This window comes from Paenibacillus albicereus (assembly GCF_012676905.1).
GTDB lineage: Bacteria > Bacillota > Bacilli > Paenibacillales > Paenibacillaceae > Paenibacillus_O > Paenibacillus_O albicereus.
In genome coordinates this window covers 1,360,683-1,380,853 of sequence record NZ_CP051428.1, presented here as the reverse complement: position 1 = coordinate 1,380,853, position 20,171 = coordinate 1,360,683, and the positions used below count along the sequence as shown (strand labels likewise).

Below are 20,171 nucleotides of genomic sequence, written 5' to 3'. Positions count from 1 at the left end.
CAACTATTGCCAGCGTTCGGTCGTCAAACGTTATGCCGCAACACGCAAGAGAGGTGAAAGTTTACATGAATGCCGATTCCCGTCTCGTCCCCTCCGTCTCCGCGGACCCTACCGTGCCGCGCCGCGCCTCGAAGCGCTCTCCGTGGCCGTTCCTGATCGCTTGGATCGTCATCATCGCCGCCGGCGTCGCCGGCGCCTGGTTCTATACGCAGCGCCTCCAGCAAGAGCTGGCCGTCCAGATCCAGCAGCAGACCGATCGCCAGCTCGCCCAGATGCAGGCGGGCTACGACGCCCGCCTGCAGCAGCTCGAGAGCGGCTATGCCGCCCAGCTGGCCGAGCTGCAAGGCAAGGTGGACAGCCTGAACGAGCTGCTCGCGTTCAATCGCGACAACGCCAGCAGCAAGACCGACAACAGCAACAAGCTGTACACGCAGCTCAGCCAGGTGCAGAAGCAGCTGGACGAGCTCAAGAAAAATCTGGACGTGCTCAAATGACGAGCGTGCAGCGGATCAACCGTTGGATGCTGCTGACGACGGCTCCTTTCCTGGGCGCGCTGCTGCTGCTGCTCGCGGTCCAGGTCGAGGTGCGCCTTCCCGGCACGGCCGGCTTGGCGGACGTCCCGCGGCAGCCGGCCGCCGACCCGGCCCCGGCGGTCCGCATCGGCGGCTCGCTCGACGAAGCCGCCGTCGTCGCGGCCCAGACAGCGGACGCCATCAAGCGCGGCTCCGAGCTTTACGCCCAGACCGCTCGCCGCATGGGCTCGATCGCAAGCACGGCCGCCGCGCAGAGCAGCCGTCCGCTCATGATCTACGACCGCCGCATCACGCTGCCGCTCGGCAGCCCGTCGCGGACGATCCAGTCGGACCGGCTGACCGCGCAGCTGTTCCCCATCCAGGCGCAGAACTTCACCGCCTACGCCCTCAAGGTCCGGCTCAAGGACCAGGACGCGATGAAGCTCGTCATCGGCGGAGACAAGCCCGGCAAGGCCGAAACGACGCTCGCCGCCGCCAAGCGCTACGGCGCCGCCGTCGGCATCAACGCCGGGGGCTTCGCCGACGACGGCAGCGGACGGCGCTACCCGCTCAGCACGACCGTGCTCGGCGGGAAGTACGTGAACGGCTTCGAGCCGTCGTACAAGGACCTGTTTTTTGTCGGCTTGAACGAGCAAGGCAAGCTGATCGGCGGGAAATACGCGACGCGGGAGCAGCTGGACCGGGAAGAGCCGCGATTCGGCGTCTCGTTCGTGCCGATCCTGATGAAGAACGGCATCGCCCAGCCGATTCCGGCCAAGTGGCAGGTCAGTCCGGCCCGCGCGCCGCGCACCGTCGTCGCGAGCTACAAGGACGACCAGCTGCTGTTCCTCGTCGCCGACGGCTACAACGAGTCGGGCAGCTCCGGCGCCACGCTGCGCGAGATGCAGATTCTGCTGTCCCGGTTTAAGGCCGTGGACGGCTACAACCTCGACGGCGGCGGCTCGTCGACGCTCGTCTTCGACGGCCGCGTCGTCAACCGTCCCTCGGACAAGACGCTGCGCCCCGTCGCGACGAACTTCCTGTTCTTCACGTGAGCGGCTCAGGAGCGCGGATGCGGTTCGGATGGACTTTGAGTGGGGTTCGGATGGGGTTCGGATGGACTTGGATGCGCCCCCGGATAGGTCGGATTGGACTCAGACCTGACTTCCATCTGGCTCGGACTGCCTCTGATCTAGCTCGGACCTGAATTCAAACTCGCTCGAACCTTAATTCGATCCCGCTCAGACCTGACTCCAATCTCGCTCGGACTGGTTCCGATCTGGCTCGGACTGGTTCCAATCTCGCTCATACTGACTCCAATCTCGCTCATACTGACTCCGATCTCGCTCGGACTGGCTCCGATCTAGCTCATACTGACTCCGATTTCGCTCGACTGACTCCGATCTAGCTCATACTGACTCCGATCTAGCTTGGACCTGACTCCGATTTCGCTCGGACTGACTCCGATCTAGCTTGGACCTGACTCTTTAATCCGAACTGGCTCGGACTGGCTCTGATCTAGCTCGAATGCGTCCGGTCCTAGGTGCGCGGTGGTCTGTGCCAGATGCCCGGCATGCCAAAAAACCGCCCCTGGCAGGCAGGAAGCTGAAGCTTCCCGCCCGCCCAGGGGCGGTTTTTGTTGATTTCGCATGCTTTGGCGGAGCTGCCGCAATGATGCGGACCGGCCGAGTATGGTCGGCAACCCCGCTTGCAGTGCTAACGAAACGGAGACGCGTTATTTGCCCATTTTCGCCGGTTTTTTTAAGCTAACGAAACTGAGGCGTCTTATCGGCAAGATTTCAGCTGAAATAGGGACTTTTTAGCGAAATAAGGTGTGTCCGTTTCGTTAGCAAGCGCAATAGCTGCTTTGAAAGCAGAATAGCGTGTCTCAGTTTCGTTAGCACTCAGACGCTCCGCAAAAGAAAGGGACAGTGGGTAGAGCCTTATCGGATTGACACGGCCTAGGTTTTCCAGTCGCTGCCGACAGCTCCGGTCCAGGCTGACGACTGCAGCCCCCGTTCCGGCTTGGCTAGCCAGACCGGGTCATAGCCCTCCGTAGCTTCACGATCTACATCCCCGAACGGGCTTGGCGAGTCAGACGAAGTCATAGCCCTCTCGCAGCTTCCACGGACTGCAGCCCCCGTACCGGGTTGACCGGCCAGATCTATTCATAGCCCTCTCACCGCTACCACGAACTGCAGCCGGCGAACCGGCTTGGCGAGCCAGATCCGATCCACGCCCTCTCGCAGCTCCCACGGACTGCCGCCCGGTGCCGGCATCGCCAGCAGCCCCGATCCAATCCCTACGCCTCCGCGGCCGCCGGCGGCTTCACCGACCACGCCTCCAGCGACAGGCCGGGGTCGGCCTTGAGGTCGAGCTCGTCGAACTGGCCGCGCTTCCACTTCAGATGGGCGGCCGCGCCGACCATCGCCGCGTTGTCCGTGCAGAGCGCATGCGGCGGAATGAGCAGCGGCAGCCCTTCGGCCTCGCACAGCTCCGTCAGCCGGGCGCGCAAGCCGCGGTTGGCCGCTACGCCGCCGCACAGCAGCAGCTGGCGCGCGCCGTACTCCCGCGCAGCGCGCAACGCCTTGCCGGTGACGACGTCGATGACCGACTCCTGAAAGCCTCGGGCCAGTCCCGGCACGTCGAGCTCCAGCCCTTTCATGTTCGCCTGGTTGATGGCGGACAGCACGGCCGACTTGAGGCCGCTGAAGCTGAAATCGTACGAGTCCGGCTCCAGCCAGGAGCGCGGCAGCTCGATGACGGTCTGCGCCTGCGCGGCCGTGCGGTCTACATGAGGCCCGCCCGGATACGGATAATGAAGCGCCCGGGCGACCTTGTCGTACGCCTCGCCCACGGCGTCGTCGCGCGTGCGGCCGATGATCCGGAACACGCCTTCCTCCTCCAAAAGCACGAGCTCCGTGTGGCCGCCGGACACGACGAGCGCGAGGCACGGGTACTCCAGCTCCTGCACGAGCGCGTTGGCATAAATATGCCCCGCGATATGATGCGTGCCGATAAGCGGAACATCGAGCGCCATCGCCAGGCTCATGCCGGACACGATGCCGACGAGCAGCGCGCCGACGAGGCCGGGGCCTTGCGTGACGGCGACGGCGGACAGCTCATCCGGCTGCACTCCGGCCTCCGCCAGAGCCTGTTCGATGATGAGCGTGATGACCTCCACGTGCTTGCGGGAGGCGATCTCCGGCACGACGCCGCCGAACAGCCGATGCGTCTCGATCTGGCTCGAGACGATGTTGCTCAGAATCTCCTTGCCCCCGCGGATGACCGCGGCGGACGTCTCGTCGCAGCTCGTCTCGATCGCGAGGATCAAGCCTGCTTCTGTCTTCATTGCGATTGCGCCCTTCCTTCCGCTCCGCTGCGGCCGAGCTCGGCCCACATGATCAGAGCATCCTCATTGTTGTCGGAGTAGTAGCCGGGCCGGATGCCGGAAGGCTCGAAGCCGAACTTGCGGTAAAGCGACTGGGCGACCTCGTTGCTTATCCGCACCTCCAGCGTCATCCTCGTGGCGCCGAAGAACGACGCGAGCTTCTGCAGCTCCGAGAGCAGCCGCGCGCCGAGCTTGCGCCCGCGAAACGCGCCGCTCACCGCGATATTCGTCACATGCGCCTCGTCCATGATGATCCACATGCCGCCGTAGCCGATGATCTCGCCATGCAGCTGCATGACCATGTAGCGGGCGAAGTGGTTGTGCGTCAGCTCGTTGGCGAACGCATCCGAGGTCCACGGGGAGGTGAACGCCTCATGCTCGATGGCGATGATGGAAGGAATGTCCTCCATCCGCATGGAGCGGAAGACGAGGCCGTCTCCGTCGTCCTCCGCCTGCTCGCGCAAGCGGTCATAGTCGGCCATCGTTCTTCTCCTCCCGGGATTTTTCCAATAATTTAGCTTCCGCTTCAGCCAGCTGCGTGTAGTTCGGTACAAGTCCGTGCGCATCGACCGCTTCACCTCCGGCAAGACTCCGCGCCCCGAGCCAGGCGACGGATCGCCCGTCTATCGAATGCGGCTGTCCGCAGACAGCCGGTCCATCCTCTGTCGCCGCCGCCAGCGCTTGGAACCGGCGGATGCCTTCTTCATGCTTGTCCATCTCTCCTGCAAACAGCACGTAGGCCGGCCGGCGATCCGCCGCCGCCAGCAGCTCCGCCAGCTGCGAAGCCCACCCGTCCATGAGGCGCAGCCCGTCCGGCTCCAGCCGCCGCCACGGCGCATCTGCAGGCAGCCACTCTCCCTCGGCCAAGCCGGGAGCGGCCCCGGCCGCGAACAGCGCCGTATAAGCTTGTCCGCGCCGCGCGTCGAGCAGCGGCACGATCCAGCCGCCCGCCTCGTCGGCCAGCATGCGCGGGCAAGGCATGGGCAGCGGACAGACGCCGGAAACGCCGGCAGCCGTTCCTCCGCCATCGGCCGCGCCGATTCGATCGGCTCCGCTCCCGGCTTCGTCCAGCAGCAAGGATGGCGCGTCGGACGGCCGCGCCGCATCGTCGGAAGCGGCCGCCTCGCGCCAGGCTCCGGCGGCCAGCGCCTCCAGCGTCGAGACGCCGACGAGCGGCACGCTCCACGTCCAGGCGAGCGTCTTGGCGATCGTCGCCGCGATCCGCACGCCCGTGTACGAGCCGGGGCCGACCCCGGCCGCGATGCCGGCCAGCTCCGTTCCCCGCACGCCCGCTTCGCGCAGCAGCCGCTGCACGGCCGGCACCGCATGCGCGGAATGGTTGCGCGCGGCGGGCGCCTGCACGCTCCCGAGCGTCTCTCGGCCGCGCATGAGCGCGGCCGAGAGCGTCGGCGTCGACGTGTCGAGCGCCAGCACCAGCGGTTCGCCGGCCGACATTTGCTTGTCCGTCAAGCTCATCCGCGCCCGCCTCCTTCCGCCGCGACGGTCCACTCGCGGCACCAGTCCGCGTAGGGCAATCCTTCGCCTTGAAGCGTGAAGCGCCTCCGCTCCCCGTCCTCGCGGGCGATGCGGATGCTGAGCTTGCGCTCCGGCAGAAGATCGGGAACGAGGCTCGCCCATTCGACGAGCGACACGCCCCGGCCGTACCAGTACTCGTCCAGGCCGAGCTCGTCCGCCTCCTCCTGGGACAGCCGGTACACATCCATATGGTAGAGCGGCAGCCTGCCGCTTTCATATTCCTTTATAATCGTGAACGTCGGGCTGCTAACCACGCCCGCTACCCCGAGCGCCGCCGCGAACGCCTGCGAGAAGCGCGTCTTGCCCGCTCCGAGGTCGCCGTCGAGCGCGATCACCGTCCCGGGCTCGGCGCGCTGGGCCAGCCACCCGGCCAGCCGCGCCGTATCCGCCTCGCTCTCCGCGCTCCACTGCGCTTCCGCCGCTTCTATCGTCATCTGTTCCACCCTGCTCTCTGTCTGCTGCATCCGTACTCGGAATCTTGTTCCCATTATATCGGCCGCCCCTGCGTGCCGCAACCGCTGCGGGGACCGGACGGATCGCCGGCGGCGCTTCCCGTCCGCCGCCTTGGCGGACGCCAAAAAAGCTCCGGCAGGAGGCGGGCGCCCCCTGCCGAAGCTCGCTTGCCTCGGCGGAACATCCCGCTAGTGGATGTCCCGCTTTTTGAACCGGCCGCCCTTGACGTCATGGATGTTGCCGACCGCGAGGAAAGCCGCAGGGTCCATGTCGGTCACGATCGACTTGAGCTTGGCCTCCTCGAGCCGGTTGATGACGACGAAGATGACCTTCTTGTCGCCTCCGGTGAAGCCTCCCTCGCCGTTGAGATATGTAACGCCGCGCCCGAGCCGGCTCATGATCGCCTCGCCGATGGGATGATGCTCGTCGCTGATGATCCACGCCGCCTTGGACTCGTCGAAGCCCTCGATGACGATGTCGATCATCTTGTAGGCGATGTAGTAAGCGATCAAGGAGTACATCGCGCGGTCCCAGGAGAAGACGAAGCCGGCGCTCGACAGGATGAACAGGTTGACGAACATGACGATCTCCCCGACGGAGAACGGCAGCTTCTTGGACAACAGGATGGCGACGATCTCCGTGCCGTCGAGCGATCCGCCGAACCGGATGACCAGGCCGACGCCGACGCCGAGCACCATCCCGCCGAAGATCGAGGCGAGGAACTCGTCGATCGTGAGCGGATCGACGTCATGCAGCAGGAACGTCGTGAGCGACATGACGGAGACGCCGTACAGCGTGGAGATGGCGAACGTCTTGCCGATCTGCTTGTAGCCGAGGAACAGGAACGGCAGGTTGAGCACGAAGAGGAAAAGTCCAAGCGGAAGGTCCGTCAAATAAGAAGCCATGATCGAAATGCCGGTGATGCCGCCGTCGATGATATTGTTCGGCACGAGGAAGATTTCCAGCCCGACCCCCATCAAAATCGCGCCGATCGTCAGAAAGATCGTCCTCTTGACCACCTCGACCAAAGGCAGCCTCAAATGCTGCCCATGCACCGCAGCCATAACCCCTCACTCCCTCTCTCCTATCTATACATCTAATTATAAAGGTTCTTTTGACTAAATTAAAGCGTTTTGGACCGTTTTCGCATAGAAAAGTCGCTTTGCATCGCATTATCTGCATTTATAGCCTATTATCCCTCGTTTTCTCGGCTTTTCACTTCTTTTCATCCGGTATCCATGCCGATGCTCCCGAATCCTCCTCTTTATATTTATTTTGGGCTTTGCCTCTTAGACCCGATTCCGCTAGCATGGAAAGCAGCTCAAGGAGGCGATAATCATGTCCCGCAAACGCAAAAAAGCCCCGACGAAGCAAGGCGCTTCGCCAAGGCAGCATGAACTCGATTCGACTCGCAAGCTTTGGCCGCGCAAGCCCCAGACGCAGGTCGGGCCGAGCCGCAAGCAGCAAGAGCGCCGCACCTGGTGCCGCAAGGACCAGGATGACGGCGCTTTTTTTGGTTGGAGCGCGGCCGGTGACGGGACCGATCGCGGAACGCTGCTTCGTCCGGCTTGATGCTGGCCCGAGCCACACTCGTCGACGCCTCTGAGCTGATGCATGCCGGTGGATTCCGCCGCTGCGGATAACCCCGCAGTCAGCCCCAGCCTGCGACGGGCTTTGTTCCGGTCAGTGCTCCCGCTCCGGCTTGCCCTCGTGCAGACGGTCGACCGAGACGGTCTTCGTCTTCTGCGGCGTCGTGCCGACCTGCACCGTCGCCATGCCGTTCGCTTCATCCACGTTTTCGATCCAGACCGAATCTCCTCCCAGATGCACGGCGACCATGTCTGAGGAGCTGTAGATTTCCATCGCGCGCTTCACGTCCATCGCTGTTCCTCCTCCCTCTATCGATTTGCCGGATTCGACCCGAACTTCATCAGCCGAAGCCTAGTCGGCCATCAGCTGGGCCTTGATGCGGCCGAGCTGCTCCGACGGATCGGCAGGCTTGCCGCTCTCCTCCACCTCGTCCAGCCCGATGTCTTCCTCCAGCATCATCGTGTCGGTCGTCGACTCGCCGATGTGGCCGTTGTGGATCGTCACCTGTCCGCCGCCGAGCCCTTCGCCGACCATCCGGTCGATGTCCATCTCGTAGTCCACGCGACCGCCGTGATCGTTCGTGACGCCCGTGCCGGCTTCCGTGACGGAGGTCGCTCCGCCAGACTCCAACGAGCCGTCCAGCTCCGTGCTCATCTCCGCGTCGAGCTCGGCCAGGCTGAGCTTGTCGCGCTCGCTCGCCAGCATGTGGCGGTTGTCCAGCTCCTTTTCCAGCTTGCGACGGATCTCTTCTTCCTTCATCGGTGCTTTCGGCCTCCTTTTCGCTATCGCTGCGCGTGCAGAGGCTGCAACCAGCCCTATGCGACAATATGCCCCCGGCCTGGCGCGCTCATGCATGGAACTCGGCGCCGGAACGCACACTGTCCCTATAACGAGCCGGGCACCGCCCGGCGCCAGGAGGTCGACAGAAGCGATGCATACCGTATGGAAAGGCGCGATCAGCTTCGGGCTGGTCCATGTGCCGGTCAAGATGTTTTCGGCGACGGAGGACAAGGATATCTCGCTGCGCATGCTGCATTCCGTCTGCGGCAGTCCGATCGCCTACGTCCGGGAATGCCCGACATGCGACAGGAAGATCGAGTGGGACGAGATCGTCAAGGGCTATGAGGTGGAGAAGGGGCGCTTCGTCACCTTCGGCAAGGATGAGCTGGAGCAGGCCGCGGGCGAGAAGTCCAAGACGATCCAGATCCTCGACTTCGTCGCGTTGGAGGAGATCGATCCGATCTATTTCCAGAAGACGTACTATCTGTCGCCGGATCAGGCCGGAGGCGGGGCATACTCCCTGCTGATGGAGGCGATGAAGCAGTCCGGCAAGATCGGCATCGCCAAAATCTCGATCCGCTCCAAAAGCAGCCTTGCCGCCATCCGCGTGCTGGAGGACGGGTGCCTGGCGATGGAGACGATCTTCTACCCGGACGAAATCCGGGCGGTATCGCAAGTGCCGAACCTGCCCGGTCCGGCCCAGGTAAGCGAGAAGGAGCTGACGATGGCCAAGCTGCTCATCGATCAGCTGACGACGCCGTTCGAGCCGGAAAAGTACACGGACGATTACCGCAGCGCCATGCATGAGCTCATCCAGGCCAAGATCGCCGGCGAAGACGTCACCGTGGCGCCGCGGCAGGAGCCCGGTCGGGTGCTTGACCTCATGGCCGCGCTGCAGGCGAGCCTCGAGTCGGTCAAGGCGCCGTCGGCGATGCCGGTGTCGGATCCGGGAACGGGAGCTGCCGCAGCTGGCGGCAAGCGCAAGAAAGCGGCGTCCGCGGAGGCGGCCGGCGGCGCGAAGGCCGATGCGGCCAAGGAGGCCGGCTCCGGCAAGGAAACGAAAAAGGCGGCCAAGCCTCGCGCCAAAAAGAAGAAGGATGCCGGTGCTTCCTAGATGGGCCGGATGAAGGAAGCGGGCCGAAAGGATCGGCCGCGCGAAGCGGCGATGGGCAAGGACCGCGACGACGTGGCGATGGGACAGACCGGCGAGGCCAGCCATCGATCCGCATCGGCCGGAGGCGGCACCAAAAAGGCCGTTCCGCCAATGGCTCCCCTTCCTGCGGCACGTCTTCCCGAGGGGCCGGACTGGGGCTACCAGATCAAATGGGACGGCGTGCGCTTGATCGCCACGATCGGCGGCGACGGCGCGATCGAGCTTGTTTCTCGCAACGGACTGCCCAAAAACGCCGTCTATCCGGAGCTGGTCGCGCTGCTGAGAAGCGCCGCGCCTGCGCTCGGTCCTTCCGTGCTCGACGGGGAGCTGATCGCTTGGACCGGCGAGCGGCCGAGCTTTCAGCGGGTGCTGCAGCGGGAGCGGATGCGCGGCCGTTCGGCCGGCTCCGCGATGGCTTCCTTGCGTCATCCCGATCCCGGCGTCTGCCCGTGGCGGATCGGTGCCGAAGAAGTCGCGGCTGACGCAGCGGAAGCTCGGGACGTATCGAAAGGTCGCAAGCATGCGGACCCGCATCCGGACCACCACCAGCCGGCCGGCTCCGACGGCCACAGCGAGCCGCTCGGACCTCCCGGCCTCGCCTTCATCCTCTTCGACGTGCTGGCGCACGGCGGTCACGACCTGCGGGCGCTGCCTTATGCGAGCCGGCATCGACGGCTGCTGGAGCTTGCTCCCCTGCTGCCGAGCGGCATGCTCGTGACGGAGCTCTATCGAGACGGAGCTGCCTTATGGCGATGGGTGCAGGAGCAGGGCTGGGAAGGCGTCGTCAGCAAACGGCTGACGGCTCCCTACCGCGCAGCCAAAACCCATCGAGATTGGTTCAAGACCAAGACCGCGCTGCGGCTCGATGTGGACATCGTCGGCTTGAAAGTCCGGGAGGGACAGGCCGCCAGCCTGGTCATGAGCTTGGAAGGGCAGTATTTCGGCAGCGTATCGCTGGGGTTGACGGGAGAGATGAGGGCGCTGCTGACCAAGCAGCTCGTTCCCGAGGAAGCCTTTCAAGAAGGCCGCCGGCAGCACGGCGAGCTTCCTTTTGCGGCTCTGCCCTCGGATCTCAAGGGCGAGCGGGTCGTTTGGCTGGAAGCCCCGCTTCCTTGCACCGTCACGGGTCTGGAGGTGACCGAAGCCGGGCAGCTCCGCCATCCGAAGCTGGCGGGCTTCGGCCGCAGGACGAGCTGAACGGAGAAGGGGGAGGCGAAGCATGGCGATCAAGCACGAGCAAGGAGAACTAACCGTCGACGGCGTCACGCTCACCATCACGAACCCGTCCAAGCCGCTCTGGCCGGAGGCCGGCGTGACGAAGCTGATGTTCCTGGAGAAGCTGATTCAGCTCTCCCCCTATCTGATCCGCCATTGCCGCGACCGGCACCTGACGACGATCCGCTATCCGCATGGCATCCATGACAAGTTCTTTTATCAAAAAAACTGTCCGGAGCCCCGTCCGGAATTCGTCCGCTCGCGCCTCGGAGGCGGAATCGACTACGTCGTGCTGGACAAGCTGCCGACACTGCTCTGGCTCGGCAATCTGGCCTGCCTTGAATTCCACGCTTCGTTCGACCTCGCGCAGGATTCGGAGCATCCGCCGGAATGGGTCATCGACTTGGATCCTTCGCAGGAGGAGGAGCCCCGCATCATGGAGGCCGCTCTGCTCGTCGGCGAGCAGCTCGCTTCGCTCGGCATCGAGTCGCTGGCCAAGACGAGCGGAGCAACCGGCGTGCAGCTGATCGTGCCGCTGGAGGACCGGCTTACCTTCGACGAGCTGCGTTCGATCGGGCAGTTCGTCGGCGAGTACATGACGCAAAAACGGCCGGACCTGTTCACCGTCGAGCGGCTCAAGAAAAATCGCGGAGACCGCATCTACTTCGATTACCTGCAGCACTACCAAGGCAAGACGATCGCCGCTCCCTATACTCCGCGCGCCAAGCCGGGGGCGACCGTGTCCACGCCGCTCGGCTGGGACGAAATCCGCGCCGGCGCGCAGATCGGAGATTTCCATCTGCTCAATATCGCGGAGCGGCTGCAGGAGAAGGGCGATCTGCTTGCCGCCGCCCCCCGGCAGCGGCTGCGGCCGATCCTGGAGTTTCTTCGGCGGCGATGAGGAGGGGGCGGGAGGCAGCCTGAAGGCAGTCCGCACCCCTTCGACGCTCGCTGGCCCGCTCCGTTCGCCGCCTGAAGGCAGTCCGGACCCGATTGTCTTCAATCCAGATTTTAGTTCTCGAACTCTTGACGCACGTACTCGTAGCGACTTACACGTGGCTTGTTCCCTATAGGCTTGAGCCTGCCCTTGGCAGCAAGCTTCTTCATATTGTCGCTCGCCGTTCTAGGATGAAGGCCGAGCGCTGCAGCAGCTTTATAAGGATAGATTGCCCCCATTGCAGCTTGGCATAACGGAGCAATTCTTGCTCCACTAGAGATAAGCCTTTATCGCGATCTTTGCCGTCACGCTCATACGTATGGAGCAGTTGCCTCATCATATGCTGTAGCAGCTGCGGGTCTCTAGCAAGCGTGTCGTAGGGAATCGGCACATTTCGAAAAAAATAAAACTGAAGCTGGATCTCACGCAGAAGCTCTCGCTCATACTTCGTCCGATCCGTCTGTTCTACATGCGGTCCGTAACCTTTCACATCGAGGTTGAAGCGCAGATCGCCTCGCAGCCATGCGAAGTCCAGGTAGCATTTCGCCCCGCGCCAGTCGCTTACTTCATACTCGGGGTGCAGCTCGTCGAGCGTACCGAACAGCGGCCACCATACCTTTTTGAGAAACAGCTTTTCTCCATGTCCGTGACCTCGCTTCAGCCGGTCTCTCCGCTCCCCTTTGCGCTTGCGGAGATGACCGTTCAGCCAGACCGCATGCGCCTCCTCGAACTCCTGGTCTTCTTTTGACTTCATTCCATTCGCCGCCTTATGATTGGCCACAAAAAAACGTCCTGCCGCGCAACCGGATAAAGTCGCCGCTACGCTTCCTTTCACGAACGAAAGAAAACGAAATCGGGATTCAATCCAGTCAAGCAGCAGGACGTGCTTCGTCCAAGCCATTGATGGTAAGCTCAAGCATCATCGCTTGGCTTTTGTCAAAGAATAGCCCAAAACGATAAATTAGGCAAGCGGATTATTCACCAGCCGCGAAACAAGTCTGTAAGGCTTCAAATGAATGCTACTAGTGTAGATTGCGGTCATGGCCGGACCCCTTCAGCGCTCGACTCACCGTTCCACTCGACGCATGAAGGTAGTCCGGACACCTTCAACGCTCGATTCACCGCACCGCGCGTCCAGTGAAGGTAGTCTGTACCCCTTCATACGCGCTGGACCCGCACCATTCGCCGAATGGAGGTAGTCCGGACCCCTTCAGCGCTCGACTCACCGCACCGCGCACCCAGTGAGGGTAGTCCGGACACCTTCAGCGCTACTGACCCGCACCATTCGCCGCTTGGAGGCAGTCTGGCCCCCGCGGCGGTCATCCGTTGCAAAAGGGCCTTTCAAGCCGCCTCGCGCCTACCGGCGCTCAGCCCGCGCCTGCCGACGCTCAGCGCGCCTGCCGACGCCATGCGCCTGCCGGCGCTCAGCTCGCGCCTGCCGACGCTCAGCCCGCCTGCCGACGCTCAGCCGACTGCCCGACGCTCAGCCCGCCTACCGGCGCTCAGCCCGCGCCTGCCCGACGCTCAGCCCGCCTGCCGACGCTCAGCCCGCGCCTGCCGGCGCTCGCCCCGCGCTCGACTACGCTCAGCCCGCCTGGCGGCGCTCCTTCGCGACGCCTTCGCGGAGCTCGCGCGGCGGGGCCGGCTCGCCGCTGTGGACCTGGCGGGCCGCCTGCGGCTGCGGCGCGGCCGCCGGCTGCGGCGACTCCTGCGGACGCGGAGCCTCCATGCGGCAGCTGCCGCTGAGGACGCCGCCGTCCTGCACGAGCAGCGACGCCGTCGTCGCGCTGCCGTGAAGCTGCCCGCTGCTCAGGATCGTGAGCCGGCCGGTCGTGACGACATCGCCGTACACCTTGCCGGAGATGGTCAGGTCGCGCGCGGCTATGTTCGAGCGGACCACTCCGCTCTCGCCGACGATCACGTCCTCCTTGCACTCGATGTCGCCTCGGTATTCCCCTTCGATGCGCAGGCTGGCCTGGCAGGACAGCGTGCCCTCCGCGCGCGTGCCTTGGCCGATCAGCGTGTCGGCTGCCGTCAAGCGCTTGTTTTCCTTGAACATGCTCGATCCCTCCCGCAGTATAGGCTCGTGCTATGTAGTATGTATTCGCCGCGAGGGCGGTTGATGACACCGTCCGCGCCGAGTCGGGACGCGATGCGGGACCGCGATCGTGAAAAAGCCGCGCAGATGGACAGCTGTTGCGGAGGAGGACGAAAATCCGGCTCGGCTGCTCGTCGATTCCGGCTCTCCCGTCGATGGCGGGAAACCCTCTCCGATTCCTGCTTGAAATCACCGTCCATCGTTGATACTTATAAAGAAGATCCTATTTCATCTCCTATAAGAAGGTGCCCCATGTTCTGGCTGCTGATCGCGTTCCTCGTGTTCCTCTTTCAAATCATGACCATCCTCATCGCCGAATACCGCCAGCCGAGCAAGACCGTCGCCTGGCTGCTCATCCTATTCGTGCTGCCGGTCATCGGCTTCGTCATGTATTACTTCCTGGCCAAGGAGTTCCAGAATCGCCGTACCGTCCGCCGCCGCGGCGTCATCGCCCGCGAGGTGCAGCTCAAGGCTCTCCGCCAGAGCGCGCTCGTCCATCGGGCGGAGGATATGGAGGCTCCCGATTTCAAGCACGAGGAGCGGCTGTTCAACCTGCTCGGCAGCTTTTCGATGCTCCCGATCACCGGCTGCAACGAGACGGAGGTGCTGACGAACGCCGAAGCGACCTATGCCTCCATCCTCGACGCGCTGGACAAGGCCCGACATCATATCCATCTCGACTACTACACACTGCGCGACGACGAGATCGGCTGCCGCTTCAAGGAAGCGCTGCTTCGCAAGGCGAAGCAAGGCGTCGAGATCCGCATCATCTACGACGGCATCGGCAGCCTGGAGCTGAAGAGCTGGTTCGTCAAGGAGCTGGAGGAGGCCGGCGTCTGCGTGCAGTGCTTCCTCACGCCGCGGATCGCCTTTTTCGACAAGCGCGTCAACTTCCGCAACCATCGCAAGATCGTCGTCGTCGACGGCACGGTCGGCTTCGTCGGGGGCATCAATATCGGGGACGAATACCTCGGCAAGGATCCGATGCTCGGCTTCTGGCGCGATACGCATATCAAGCTGACGGGAGACGCCGTCTATTACCTGCAGCTCGTATTCATGAGGGACTGGTGGTTCACCGCGCGGGAGCGCCTGGAAAAGCCGGAGTACTTGCCGGAGCACGGCTGCATCGGCGAGGAGCAGGTGCAGATCGTCGCCAGCGGGCCGGACACGAGCTCCGACGCCATCCTCGAAGGGGTCTTCTCCGCGATCAGCGCCGCCAAGGAAAAGGTGTACATCGCGACGCCGTACTTCATCCCCGATCCGAGCGTGCTCATGGCGCTGCGGACGGCGGCGCTGAGCGGCGTCGACGTGCGCATCATCCTGCCGCATCGATCGGACTCCAAGCTCGTGCTCTACTCGTCGCTCTCCTACGTGGAGGACCTGCTCATGGCAGGCGTGCGCATCTACCGGTACCGCAAGGGCTTCATCCACGCCAAGGTCATGATCGTCGACCGGCTGCTCGCCTCGGTGGGCACGGCGAACATGGACATGCGTAGCTTTTTCAGCAACTTCGAGATCAACGCCCATGTGTACAGCGCCAAGGCGATCTCGCGGCTGGAAGAGGACTTCGCGACGGATCTGCAGGACTGCTACGAGGTGACCCTGCACGAGTTCGAGAAGCGTCCCCGGATGCAAAAGGCAGCGGAGGTCGTAGCGCACATGCTGTCTCCGCTGCTGTAAAAGGAAGCCGGACCGCCCGGCAGCTACAGGGCGGTCAGAATCAGCGGGCCGTCCGCCGTGACGGCGACCGTATGCTCGTATTGGGCCGACAGCTTGCCGTCCGCCGTTCTTGCCGTCCACCCGTCGCCGTCGATCGAGATGCGGAACGTGCCTTCATTGATCATCGGCTCAATCGTGAACACCATGCCCTCCTTCAGGCGGATGCCTTTGCCGGCCGTGCCGATATGCTCGTAATTGGGCTCCTCGTGCATGCTTCGCCCGATTCCATGCCCGAGCAGGTCGCGCACGACCGAAAACCCGTTCGCCTCCGCATGCTGCTGGATCGCGGACGTGATGTCTCCGAGACGGCCGCCGGGAACCGCGCGGGCAATTCCCCGATTCAGACATTCCTCGGCCACCTCCATCAGCTTCCGGGCTTCCGGCCGGATTTCGCCCACCGCGAAGCACCTGCAGGAATCGCCGTGCCAGCCCCCATATTGCGCGACGATGTCGAGCTTCAGCAGATCGCCATCCACCAGCGCCCGATTCGACGGAATGCCGTGAGCGACGACATCATTGACCGACGTGCAGGTTTCGGCAGGGAACCCGTTGTAGCCCTTCGTCACCTGCTTGCCGCCCAGCTTGACGATATGCCGGGCGACAGCGTCATTGATCTCCCGGGTCGTGATGCCGGGCTCGATCAGGCCGGCGACCACGCGGTAGCAGTCCGCCACGATCCGGCCCGCCAGCTTCATCTCTTCGATCTCCTTGGACGATTTCAGTAGGATCATCTGGATTCGATTCGCTCCTTCACCGCTTGATTCGGCGCTCCGGTCAAAAAATGAACGATGTCTGCCGCTTCCTCGCTCAGCCTTCCGCGGCGAAGCGAGAGCAAGGCGCAGCCGGCCAAAGCGGCCAGCAGCATTTCCGCGCGGCGCAGCCCAAGCGGCAGCTCCGGGGCATCGGCGTCGGCTGCAGAGGATGCTTCGGCGTCGCGCCCCCGTTCCATCCGCACGGCGAGCGGCGCCAGCACCTCCCGGCGATAGGCGTCCATAAGCGGAGCCGAGCGCGCTGCGGGCAGCGGGGCGAAGCCTTCTCCGGCCAGCTTATGCAGCAAATATAGGGCAGGGTCCTCCGCCCAAAGCCGCAGCAGCCGGAAGCTGGCGTCTGCCGAGAGGCCCGGCTCCATCGTTGCGGCATCGGCCGCTCCGAGGCTTGCCCTTCGGCCGGCTGCGGCATCGGCAGTATCCTTGCCCATCCGGAGGCCGGCTGCGGCATCGGCAGTATCCTTGCCCATCCGGAGGCCGGCTGCGGCATCGGCAGTATCCTCGCCCATCCGGAGGCCGCCTGCGGCATCGGCAGTATCCTCGCCCATCCGGAGGCCGGCTGCGGCATCGGCCGCTTCCTGCGCCAAGCTTCGGCTACCTGCGGCTGCCGCTTTGCCCTCCAGCCATCCCGCTGCCCGCTCCAGCGCGTCCCACAGCAAATCGTGGAGCAAGTCGGCTTTGTTGCTGTAGTAATGATAGACCGTGCCATAGCCGAGACCGGCCTGCACGGCTACGTCGCGAATTTCCATCAGGCTCCCGGTGTTCACGTACACCTCCGCTGCTGCCTTGCGAATTTGCGCCAGACGGCGAAGCCGGATTTCTTCGTTCTGTTCCTTCGTGCGCGGAGTCATCCTGGACCGTTCCCCTCTTTTGTTTTTTTGACCTGCTATAATGTCAATGTAAAACATCGGCATGCAAATGGCAAGCGAAGAGAAGGATTCGCGCCCGATCCGCGGCACCGCTGCAATCCGGACGCGCGGCAAACAGCCCCGCGCTCGAATATCGAGCGCGGGGCTGTTCTCAGGGAAGGGCTCCGCAGCGCGAATCCAGACCTTGGCGGCCTGCCGCCTTGAGCGCGGCAGGCTAAGCGCATCGCTGCGCTGCGCGCAGCCGGATCGCGTTCGTCGCCCGTCAGGCCGCGACGTCCCTTTTGGTGAACACGAACCAGGACAGCGCCATGAAGACGAGGTAGTAGCCGGCGAGCACGGACAGCGAGAAGCCCATCGTCATCGGGGAGCCGGAATGCAGCTCGCCGCTCGCGCCTCCGCTGCCGATGTAGCGCGTCAGGCTGAGATGCTGGAACAGCACGTAGTCCACCCATGCCTTGTCCACGAGCTGCAGCAGCTGCGACAGCGTCGCGCCCATGAGCAGCAGGAACAGCGACAGCCCGATTGACAGGGCGCTGCTGCGGAACACCGCCGAAATCATGAAGGCGAGCGTCACCCCTACGATCGAGGAGATCAGCTCGAGCAGGAAGTACTGATGGTAGTACGACCAGGCCGACAGGCCCGGATCGAGGACGCCGAACGCTTCCTCGGCCGCGACGCCCCGTTCGTAGCCGAACACCGCCGAGTTGATCAGCAGGACGGACAAATAGACGACGAGCAGCGAGAAGATCACGAAAAGGAGCACCGAGACGTACTTGGACAGCAGCACTTTGGAGCGGGTCCAAGGCCGGATCAGCAGCAGCTTGATCGTGCCGCCGGTGAATTCGCCGGCGACGCTGTCGGCAGCGATGATGACGCTGAAGATGTTGGCCAGCGGCAAGAGCAGCAGAAGCATGATGCTCGTCATCGGCCACATCTCGAGCGGCGAGCTCGAGGAGGCCGAGGCGATGAGCGCGATCGCCGCCGCCAGCAGCGCCAGCAGGCCGAGCATGATCCATGCCCGCGGACGCCGGTAAATCTTCATATTCTCGTTCGCGACGAGAGCCGCAAAATCAAACAACCGATTCCCCTCCCGTCACTTCCAGGAATTGCTCCTCCAGCGTCTTGCCGGCGGAGCGGATGCCGTACACGAGAATGCCGCCGCGCACGAGCAGCGAGTTGATCTCGGCGATATCGGCCCGATGGGCGTCCAGCACGATCGCCCCGTCGCCGCCGCGCACCTGGACCTGAGCCGGAACGCCTTCCGCCGTCCGGATCCCGTCCCGGATCATCGCCGCCGCCTCGTCCGGGCGGTCGACCTCGAACAGCGTCTGCGCCGGCCTGCGGCCGCCTGCCGCATCCGCCTCCTCGCCGCCGCGCAGGCGGCGGACGTCGATCAGGCGTCCCGCCTGGATGATCGCCGCTTGATCGCACATCAGCTCCATCTCCGACAAAAGATGGCTGGAGACGAACACCGTCGTGCCCTCCTCCGCCGCCAGCCGGCGCAAGTAGTCGCGCAGCTCGCGGATGCCCGCGGGGTCCAGTCCGTTCGTCGGCTCGTCGAGGATGAGCAGCGAAGGCTTGTGCAGCAGCGCCTGGGCGACGCCGAGACGCTGCCTCATTCCGAGCGAGTACGTCTTGACCTTGTCCTCGATGCGCTTGTCCAGGCCGGCAAGCCGGATGACCTCGTCGATGCGGTTGCGGCTGATGCCCGGCACCATGCGCGCGTAGTGCAGCAAATTCTGATAGCCGGTCAGAAATTTGTACATCTCCGGATTTTCCACGATCGCTCCGACATGGCGGATCGCCTTTTCGTAATCGGTGCGGATGCTGGAGCCGCCGATGACGATATCTCCCTCCGACATGCGCATCAGGCCGACCATCATGCGGATCGTCGTCGTCTTGCCGGATCCGTTCGGTCCGAGAAAGCCGAACACTTCTCCTTGCGGAAGATCGAGCGTCAGACCGTCGATGATCGTCTTGCCGCCGATCCGCTTCGTCACTTGCTTCAATTGTACGATAGGCTGGCTCAGCATGTTGACCTCCCTCCGTTTCCATCCATATCCAGCCTATTATAGCCTATCCGCGCCGCGGTTGGAAATCAGGCTCCCTTTATCCGGCTAAGCTTTTTACAAAAGGCCTGTTTCAAGTCGGCTCGATCGGGTTAAGGAAACAAAGGATTTCTCGCGGAGGCGGCGAGACTCGGCGTCGTGCCGATCCGCGCCGAAAAAAAAGCATCCCGGCCTGGTCAGAGGCCGGGATGGCGGATGCAGAAAAAACAGTGCCGATACATGAGGCTGCGAATGGCGGACCGTCAGAGGCTCGTCCAGGAATGAAGGCTATGATCCCGCATCCAAGAAGCTCGGCGCGACCGGCATTCGTCTGGCCGCCGGAACGGAATCAGGCGCTTCGCATCGAGGGACCGTACAACCGTTCGGACGGAGACAAGCCGGGTCCCCGGCCGGCGCCGGACTCATCCGGATTCGCGGTCGAGCCGGAGCCGGCCGCAGGCTCCGGCTCGCTGCAGGACGTACAGCTGCCAAGCGGATAGGACGCCTGATAGAATCCGGTCTGGAACAGCTTGCCCGCCGCTTCGAGGTGCAGCAGCTGCCCGCAGCCCAGGCAGTGGAACATCTGGCCTTTCGCATTCATCTCCAATCACTCCTCCGACTCGAATCGTCTTACCCCATTCTCCTTAACCGAATCTATTGGATACGAAACGTATCTTGGTTACTTTTTTTCCATCCCTGCCGATCAGGCCGAGATCGAGTAGTGGGCAAAGCGCGAATGCGCGATGTCTCGCGCTCCCGGAGCCTGCGCGTCTCGTTCGGCCGCCGGTCCTCCGGCTGCCTGCTCCTCGCAGGCGCTGCAGCATCCGAGCCGGTAGGAGACGCGGTAGAAGCCCGTCCGGAAAAGCACCGAGGCTTCGGCCCCCGACAGCTGGCGGTCGCAGCTGAGACAATGGAACAGATCGCTTGATTTCATCATGATTCCCCCTTTGGGATGTCGTCCTGCTTCTGGGCCAGCAAGCAATCCGCAGTATAGAATCGAGAGCAGCATTCGTCCCTCGAGCATTTATGTTTATGTTACGTTCTGTATCAACACTTCTTTAATTTAGGACAAATCCCGCCATTCGTCAAGCCGCTGAGCGCCT

22 protein-coding genes are annotated in these 20,171 nt (G+C 63.6%); 7 read left to right on the top strand and 15 right to left on the bottom strand.

The window, feature by feature from the left end; translation table 11 throughout:
• Window positions 1–65: 65 nt before the first annotated feature.
• On the top strand, window positions 66–494 hold the full coding sequence (locus tag HGI30_RS06030; RefSeq protein ID WP_168906819.1) for a hypothetical protein: 429 nt from the start codon (window positions 66–68) through the stop codon (window positions 492–494).
• Complete coding sequence (locus HGI30_RS06025; protein WP_168906818.1) at window positions 491–1,567, top strand: phosphodiester glycosidase family protein; 1,077 nt, start codon at window positions 491–493, stop codon at window positions 1,565–1,567. The genes HGI30_RS06030 and HGI30_RS06025 overlap by 4 nt, the downstream gene beginning before the upstream one ends.
• A gap of 1,247 nt (window positions 1,568–2,814) precedes the next feature.
• Here HGI30_RS06025 and tsaD read toward each other — a convergent pair.
• The 5 genes from tsaD to HGI30_RS06000 form a co-directional block, all read right to left on the bottom strand.
• Window positions 2,815–3,864, bottom strand: a complete 1,050-nt coding sequence (gene tsaD / locus HGI30_RS06020; RefSeq protein WP_168906817.1) for a tRNA (adenosine(37)-N6)-threonylcarbamoyltransferase complex transferase subunit TsaD — start codon at window positions 3,862–3,864, stop codon at window positions 2,815–2,817.
• Window positions 3,861–4,385 carry a ribosomal protein S18-alanine N-acetyltransferase gene (gene rimI / locus HGI30_RS06015; RefSeq protein WP_168906816.1) on the bottom strand — a complete coding sequence of 175 codons (525 nt, stop codon included), beginning with the start codon at window positions 4,383–4,385 and terminating at the stop codon, window positions 3,861–3,863. Before rimI ends, tsaD begins: the two co-directional genes overlap by 4 nt.
• Window positions 4,372–5,379: a tRNA (adenosine(37)-N6)-threonylcarbamoyltransferase complex dimerization subunit type 1 TsaB gene (tsaB, locus tag HGI30_RS06010; RefSeq protein ID WP_235680336.1), complete on the bottom strand. Its 1,008-nt coding sequence runs from the start codon at window positions 5,377–5,379 to the stop codon at window positions 4,372–4,374. The genes rimI and tsaB overlap by 14 nt, the downstream gene beginning before the upstream one ends.
• Window positions 5,376–5,873 (bottom strand): tRNA (adenosine(37)-N6)-threonylcarbamoyltransferase complex ATPase subunit type 1 TsaE, encoded by a 498-nt coding sequence (tsaE, locus tag HGI30_RS06005; protein WP_168906815.1) that lies wholly within the window; start codon window positions 5,871–5,873, stop codon window positions 5,376–5,378. The genes tsaB and tsaE overlap by 4 nt, the downstream gene beginning before the upstream one ends.
• A 207-nt stretch (window positions 5,874–6,080) precedes the next feature.
• On the bottom strand, window positions 6,081–6,956 hold the full coding sequence (locus HGI30_RS06000; RefSeq protein ID WP_168906814.1) for a YitT family protein: 876 nt from the start codon (window positions 6,954–6,956) through the stop codon (window positions 6,081–6,083).
• Window positions 6,957–7,230: 274 nt separating this feature from the next.
• On the opposite strand from HGI30_RS06000, the gene HGI30_RS05995 reads away from it, so the two are divergent.
• Complete coding sequence (locus HGI30_RS05995) at window positions 7,231–7,464, top strand: hypothetical protein (RefSeq protein ID WP_168905836.1); 234 nt, start codon at window positions 7,231–7,233, stop codon at window positions 7,462–7,464.
• Window positions 7,465–7,575: 111 nt separating this feature from the next.
• Here HGI30_RS05995 and HGI30_RS05990 read toward each other — a convergent pair whose 3' ends face one another.
• Complete coding sequence (locus HGI30_RS05990; protein ID WP_168906813.1) at window positions 7,576–7,773, bottom strand: H-type small acid-soluble spore protein; 198 nt, start codon at window positions 7,771–7,773, stop codon at window positions 7,576–7,578.
• Window positions 7,774–7,833: 60 nt separating this feature from the next.
• Complete coding sequence (locus tag HGI30_RS23730) at window positions 7,834–8,241, bottom strand: hypothetical protein (RefSeq protein ID WP_456238626.1); 408 nt, start codon at window positions 8,239–8,241, stop codon at window positions 7,834–7,836.
• A 172-nt stretch (window positions 8,242–8,413) separates the two neighbouring features.
• Here HGI30_RS23730 and ku point away from each other — a divergent pair, with 172 nt between their 5' ends.
• From ku to ligD, 3 genes are read left to right on the top strand one after another with little or no spacing between them, the layout of a single operon-like run.
• Window positions 8,414–9,376 (top strand): non-homologous end joining protein Ku, encoded by a 963-nt coding sequence (gene ku / locus HGI30_RS05980; protein ID WP_168906812.1) that lies wholly within the window; start codon window positions 8,414–8,416, stop codon window positions 9,374–9,376.
• Window positions 9,377–10,612: an ATP-dependent DNA ligase gene (locus tag HGI30_RS05975; RefSeq protein WP_168906811.1), complete on the top strand. Its 1,236-nt coding sequence runs from the start codon at window positions 9,377–9,379 to the stop codon at window positions 10,610–10,612.
• Between the two features lie 22 nt (window positions 10,613–10,634).
• A complete protein-coding gene (gene ligD / locus HGI30_RS05970; protein ID WP_168906810.1) occupies window positions 10,635–11,531 on the top strand; it encodes a non-homologous end-joining DNA ligase in 897 nt (298 codons plus the stop codon).
• A gap of 202 nt (window positions 11,532–11,733) precedes the next feature.
• On the opposite strand, the gene HGI30_RS05965 is transcribed toward ligD, so the two are convergent.
• Complete coding sequence (locus HGI30_RS05965; protein WP_168906809.1) at window positions 11,734–12,468, bottom strand: hypothetical protein; 735 nt, start codon at window positions 12,466–12,468, stop codon at window positions 11,734–11,736.
• A 684-nt stretch (window positions 12,469–13,152) separates the two neighbouring features.
• Window positions 13,153–13,626, bottom strand: a complete 474-nt coding sequence (locus HGI30_RS05960; RefSeq protein ID WP_168906808.1) for a bactofilin family protein — start codon at window positions 13,624–13,626, stop codon at window positions 13,153–13,155.
• 291 nt (window positions 13,627–13,917) lie between these two features.
• Here HGI30_RS05960 and cls point away from each other — a divergent pair, with 291 nt between their 5' ends.
• The gene (gene cls / locus HGI30_RS05955; RefSeq protein ID WP_168906807.1) at window positions 13,918–15,345 is read left to right on the top strand and encodes a cardiolipin synthase; all 1,428 of its coding nucleotides are present in this window, start codon (window positions 13,918–13,920) and stop codon (window positions 15,343–15,345) included.
• Between the two features lie 23 nt (window positions 15,346–15,368).
• On the opposite strand, the gene map is transcribed toward cls, so the two are convergent.
• The 6 genes from map to HGI30_RS05925 all read right to left on the bottom strand — a co-directional run bounded on the left by map (window position 15,369) and on the right by HGI30_RS05925 (window position 20,005).
• Window positions 15,369–16,115 (bottom strand): type I methionyl aminopeptidase, encoded by a 747-nt coding sequence (map, locus tag HGI30_RS05950; RefSeq protein WP_168906806.1) that lies wholly within the window; start codon window positions 16,113–16,115, stop codon window positions 15,369–15,371.
• Window positions 16,112–17,002 (bottom strand): TetR family transcriptional regulator, encoded by an 891-nt coding sequence (locus tag HGI30_RS05945; RefSeq protein WP_168906805.1) that lies wholly within the window; start codon window positions 17,000–17,002, stop codon window positions 16,112–16,114. The genes map and HGI30_RS05945 overlap by 4 nt, the downstream gene beginning before the upstream one ends.
• 280 nt (window positions 17,003–17,282) lie before the next feature.
• On the bottom strand, window positions 17,283–18,098 hold the full coding sequence (locus HGI30_RS05940) for an ABC transporter permease (RefSeq protein ID WP_168906804.1): 816 nt from the start codon (window positions 18,096–18,098) through the stop codon (window positions 17,283–17,285).
• Window positions 18,091–19,053 carry an ABC transporter ATP-binding protein gene (locus tag HGI30_RS05935; RefSeq protein ID WP_168906803.1) on the bottom strand — a complete coding sequence of 321 codons (963 nt, stop codon included), beginning with the start codon at window positions 19,051–19,053 and terminating at the stop codon, window positions 18,091–18,093. Before HGI30_RS05935 ends, HGI30_RS05940 begins: the two co-directional genes overlap by 8 nt.
• Window positions 19,054–19,417: 364 nt before the next feature.
• On the bottom strand, window positions 19,418–19,669 hold the full coding sequence (locus HGI30_RS05930; RefSeq protein WP_168906802.1) for a hypothetical protein: 252 nt from the start codon (window positions 19,667–19,669) through the stop codon (window positions 19,418–19,420).
• Window positions 19,670–19,771: 102 nt separating this feature from the next.
• The gene (locus HGI30_RS05925) at window positions 19,772–20,005 is read right to left on the bottom strand and encodes a hypothetical protein (protein ID WP_168906801.1); all 234 of its coding nucleotides are present in this window, start codon (window positions 20,003–20,005) and stop codon (window positions 19,772–19,774) included.
• Window positions 20,006–20,171 lie beyond the last annotated feature (166 nt).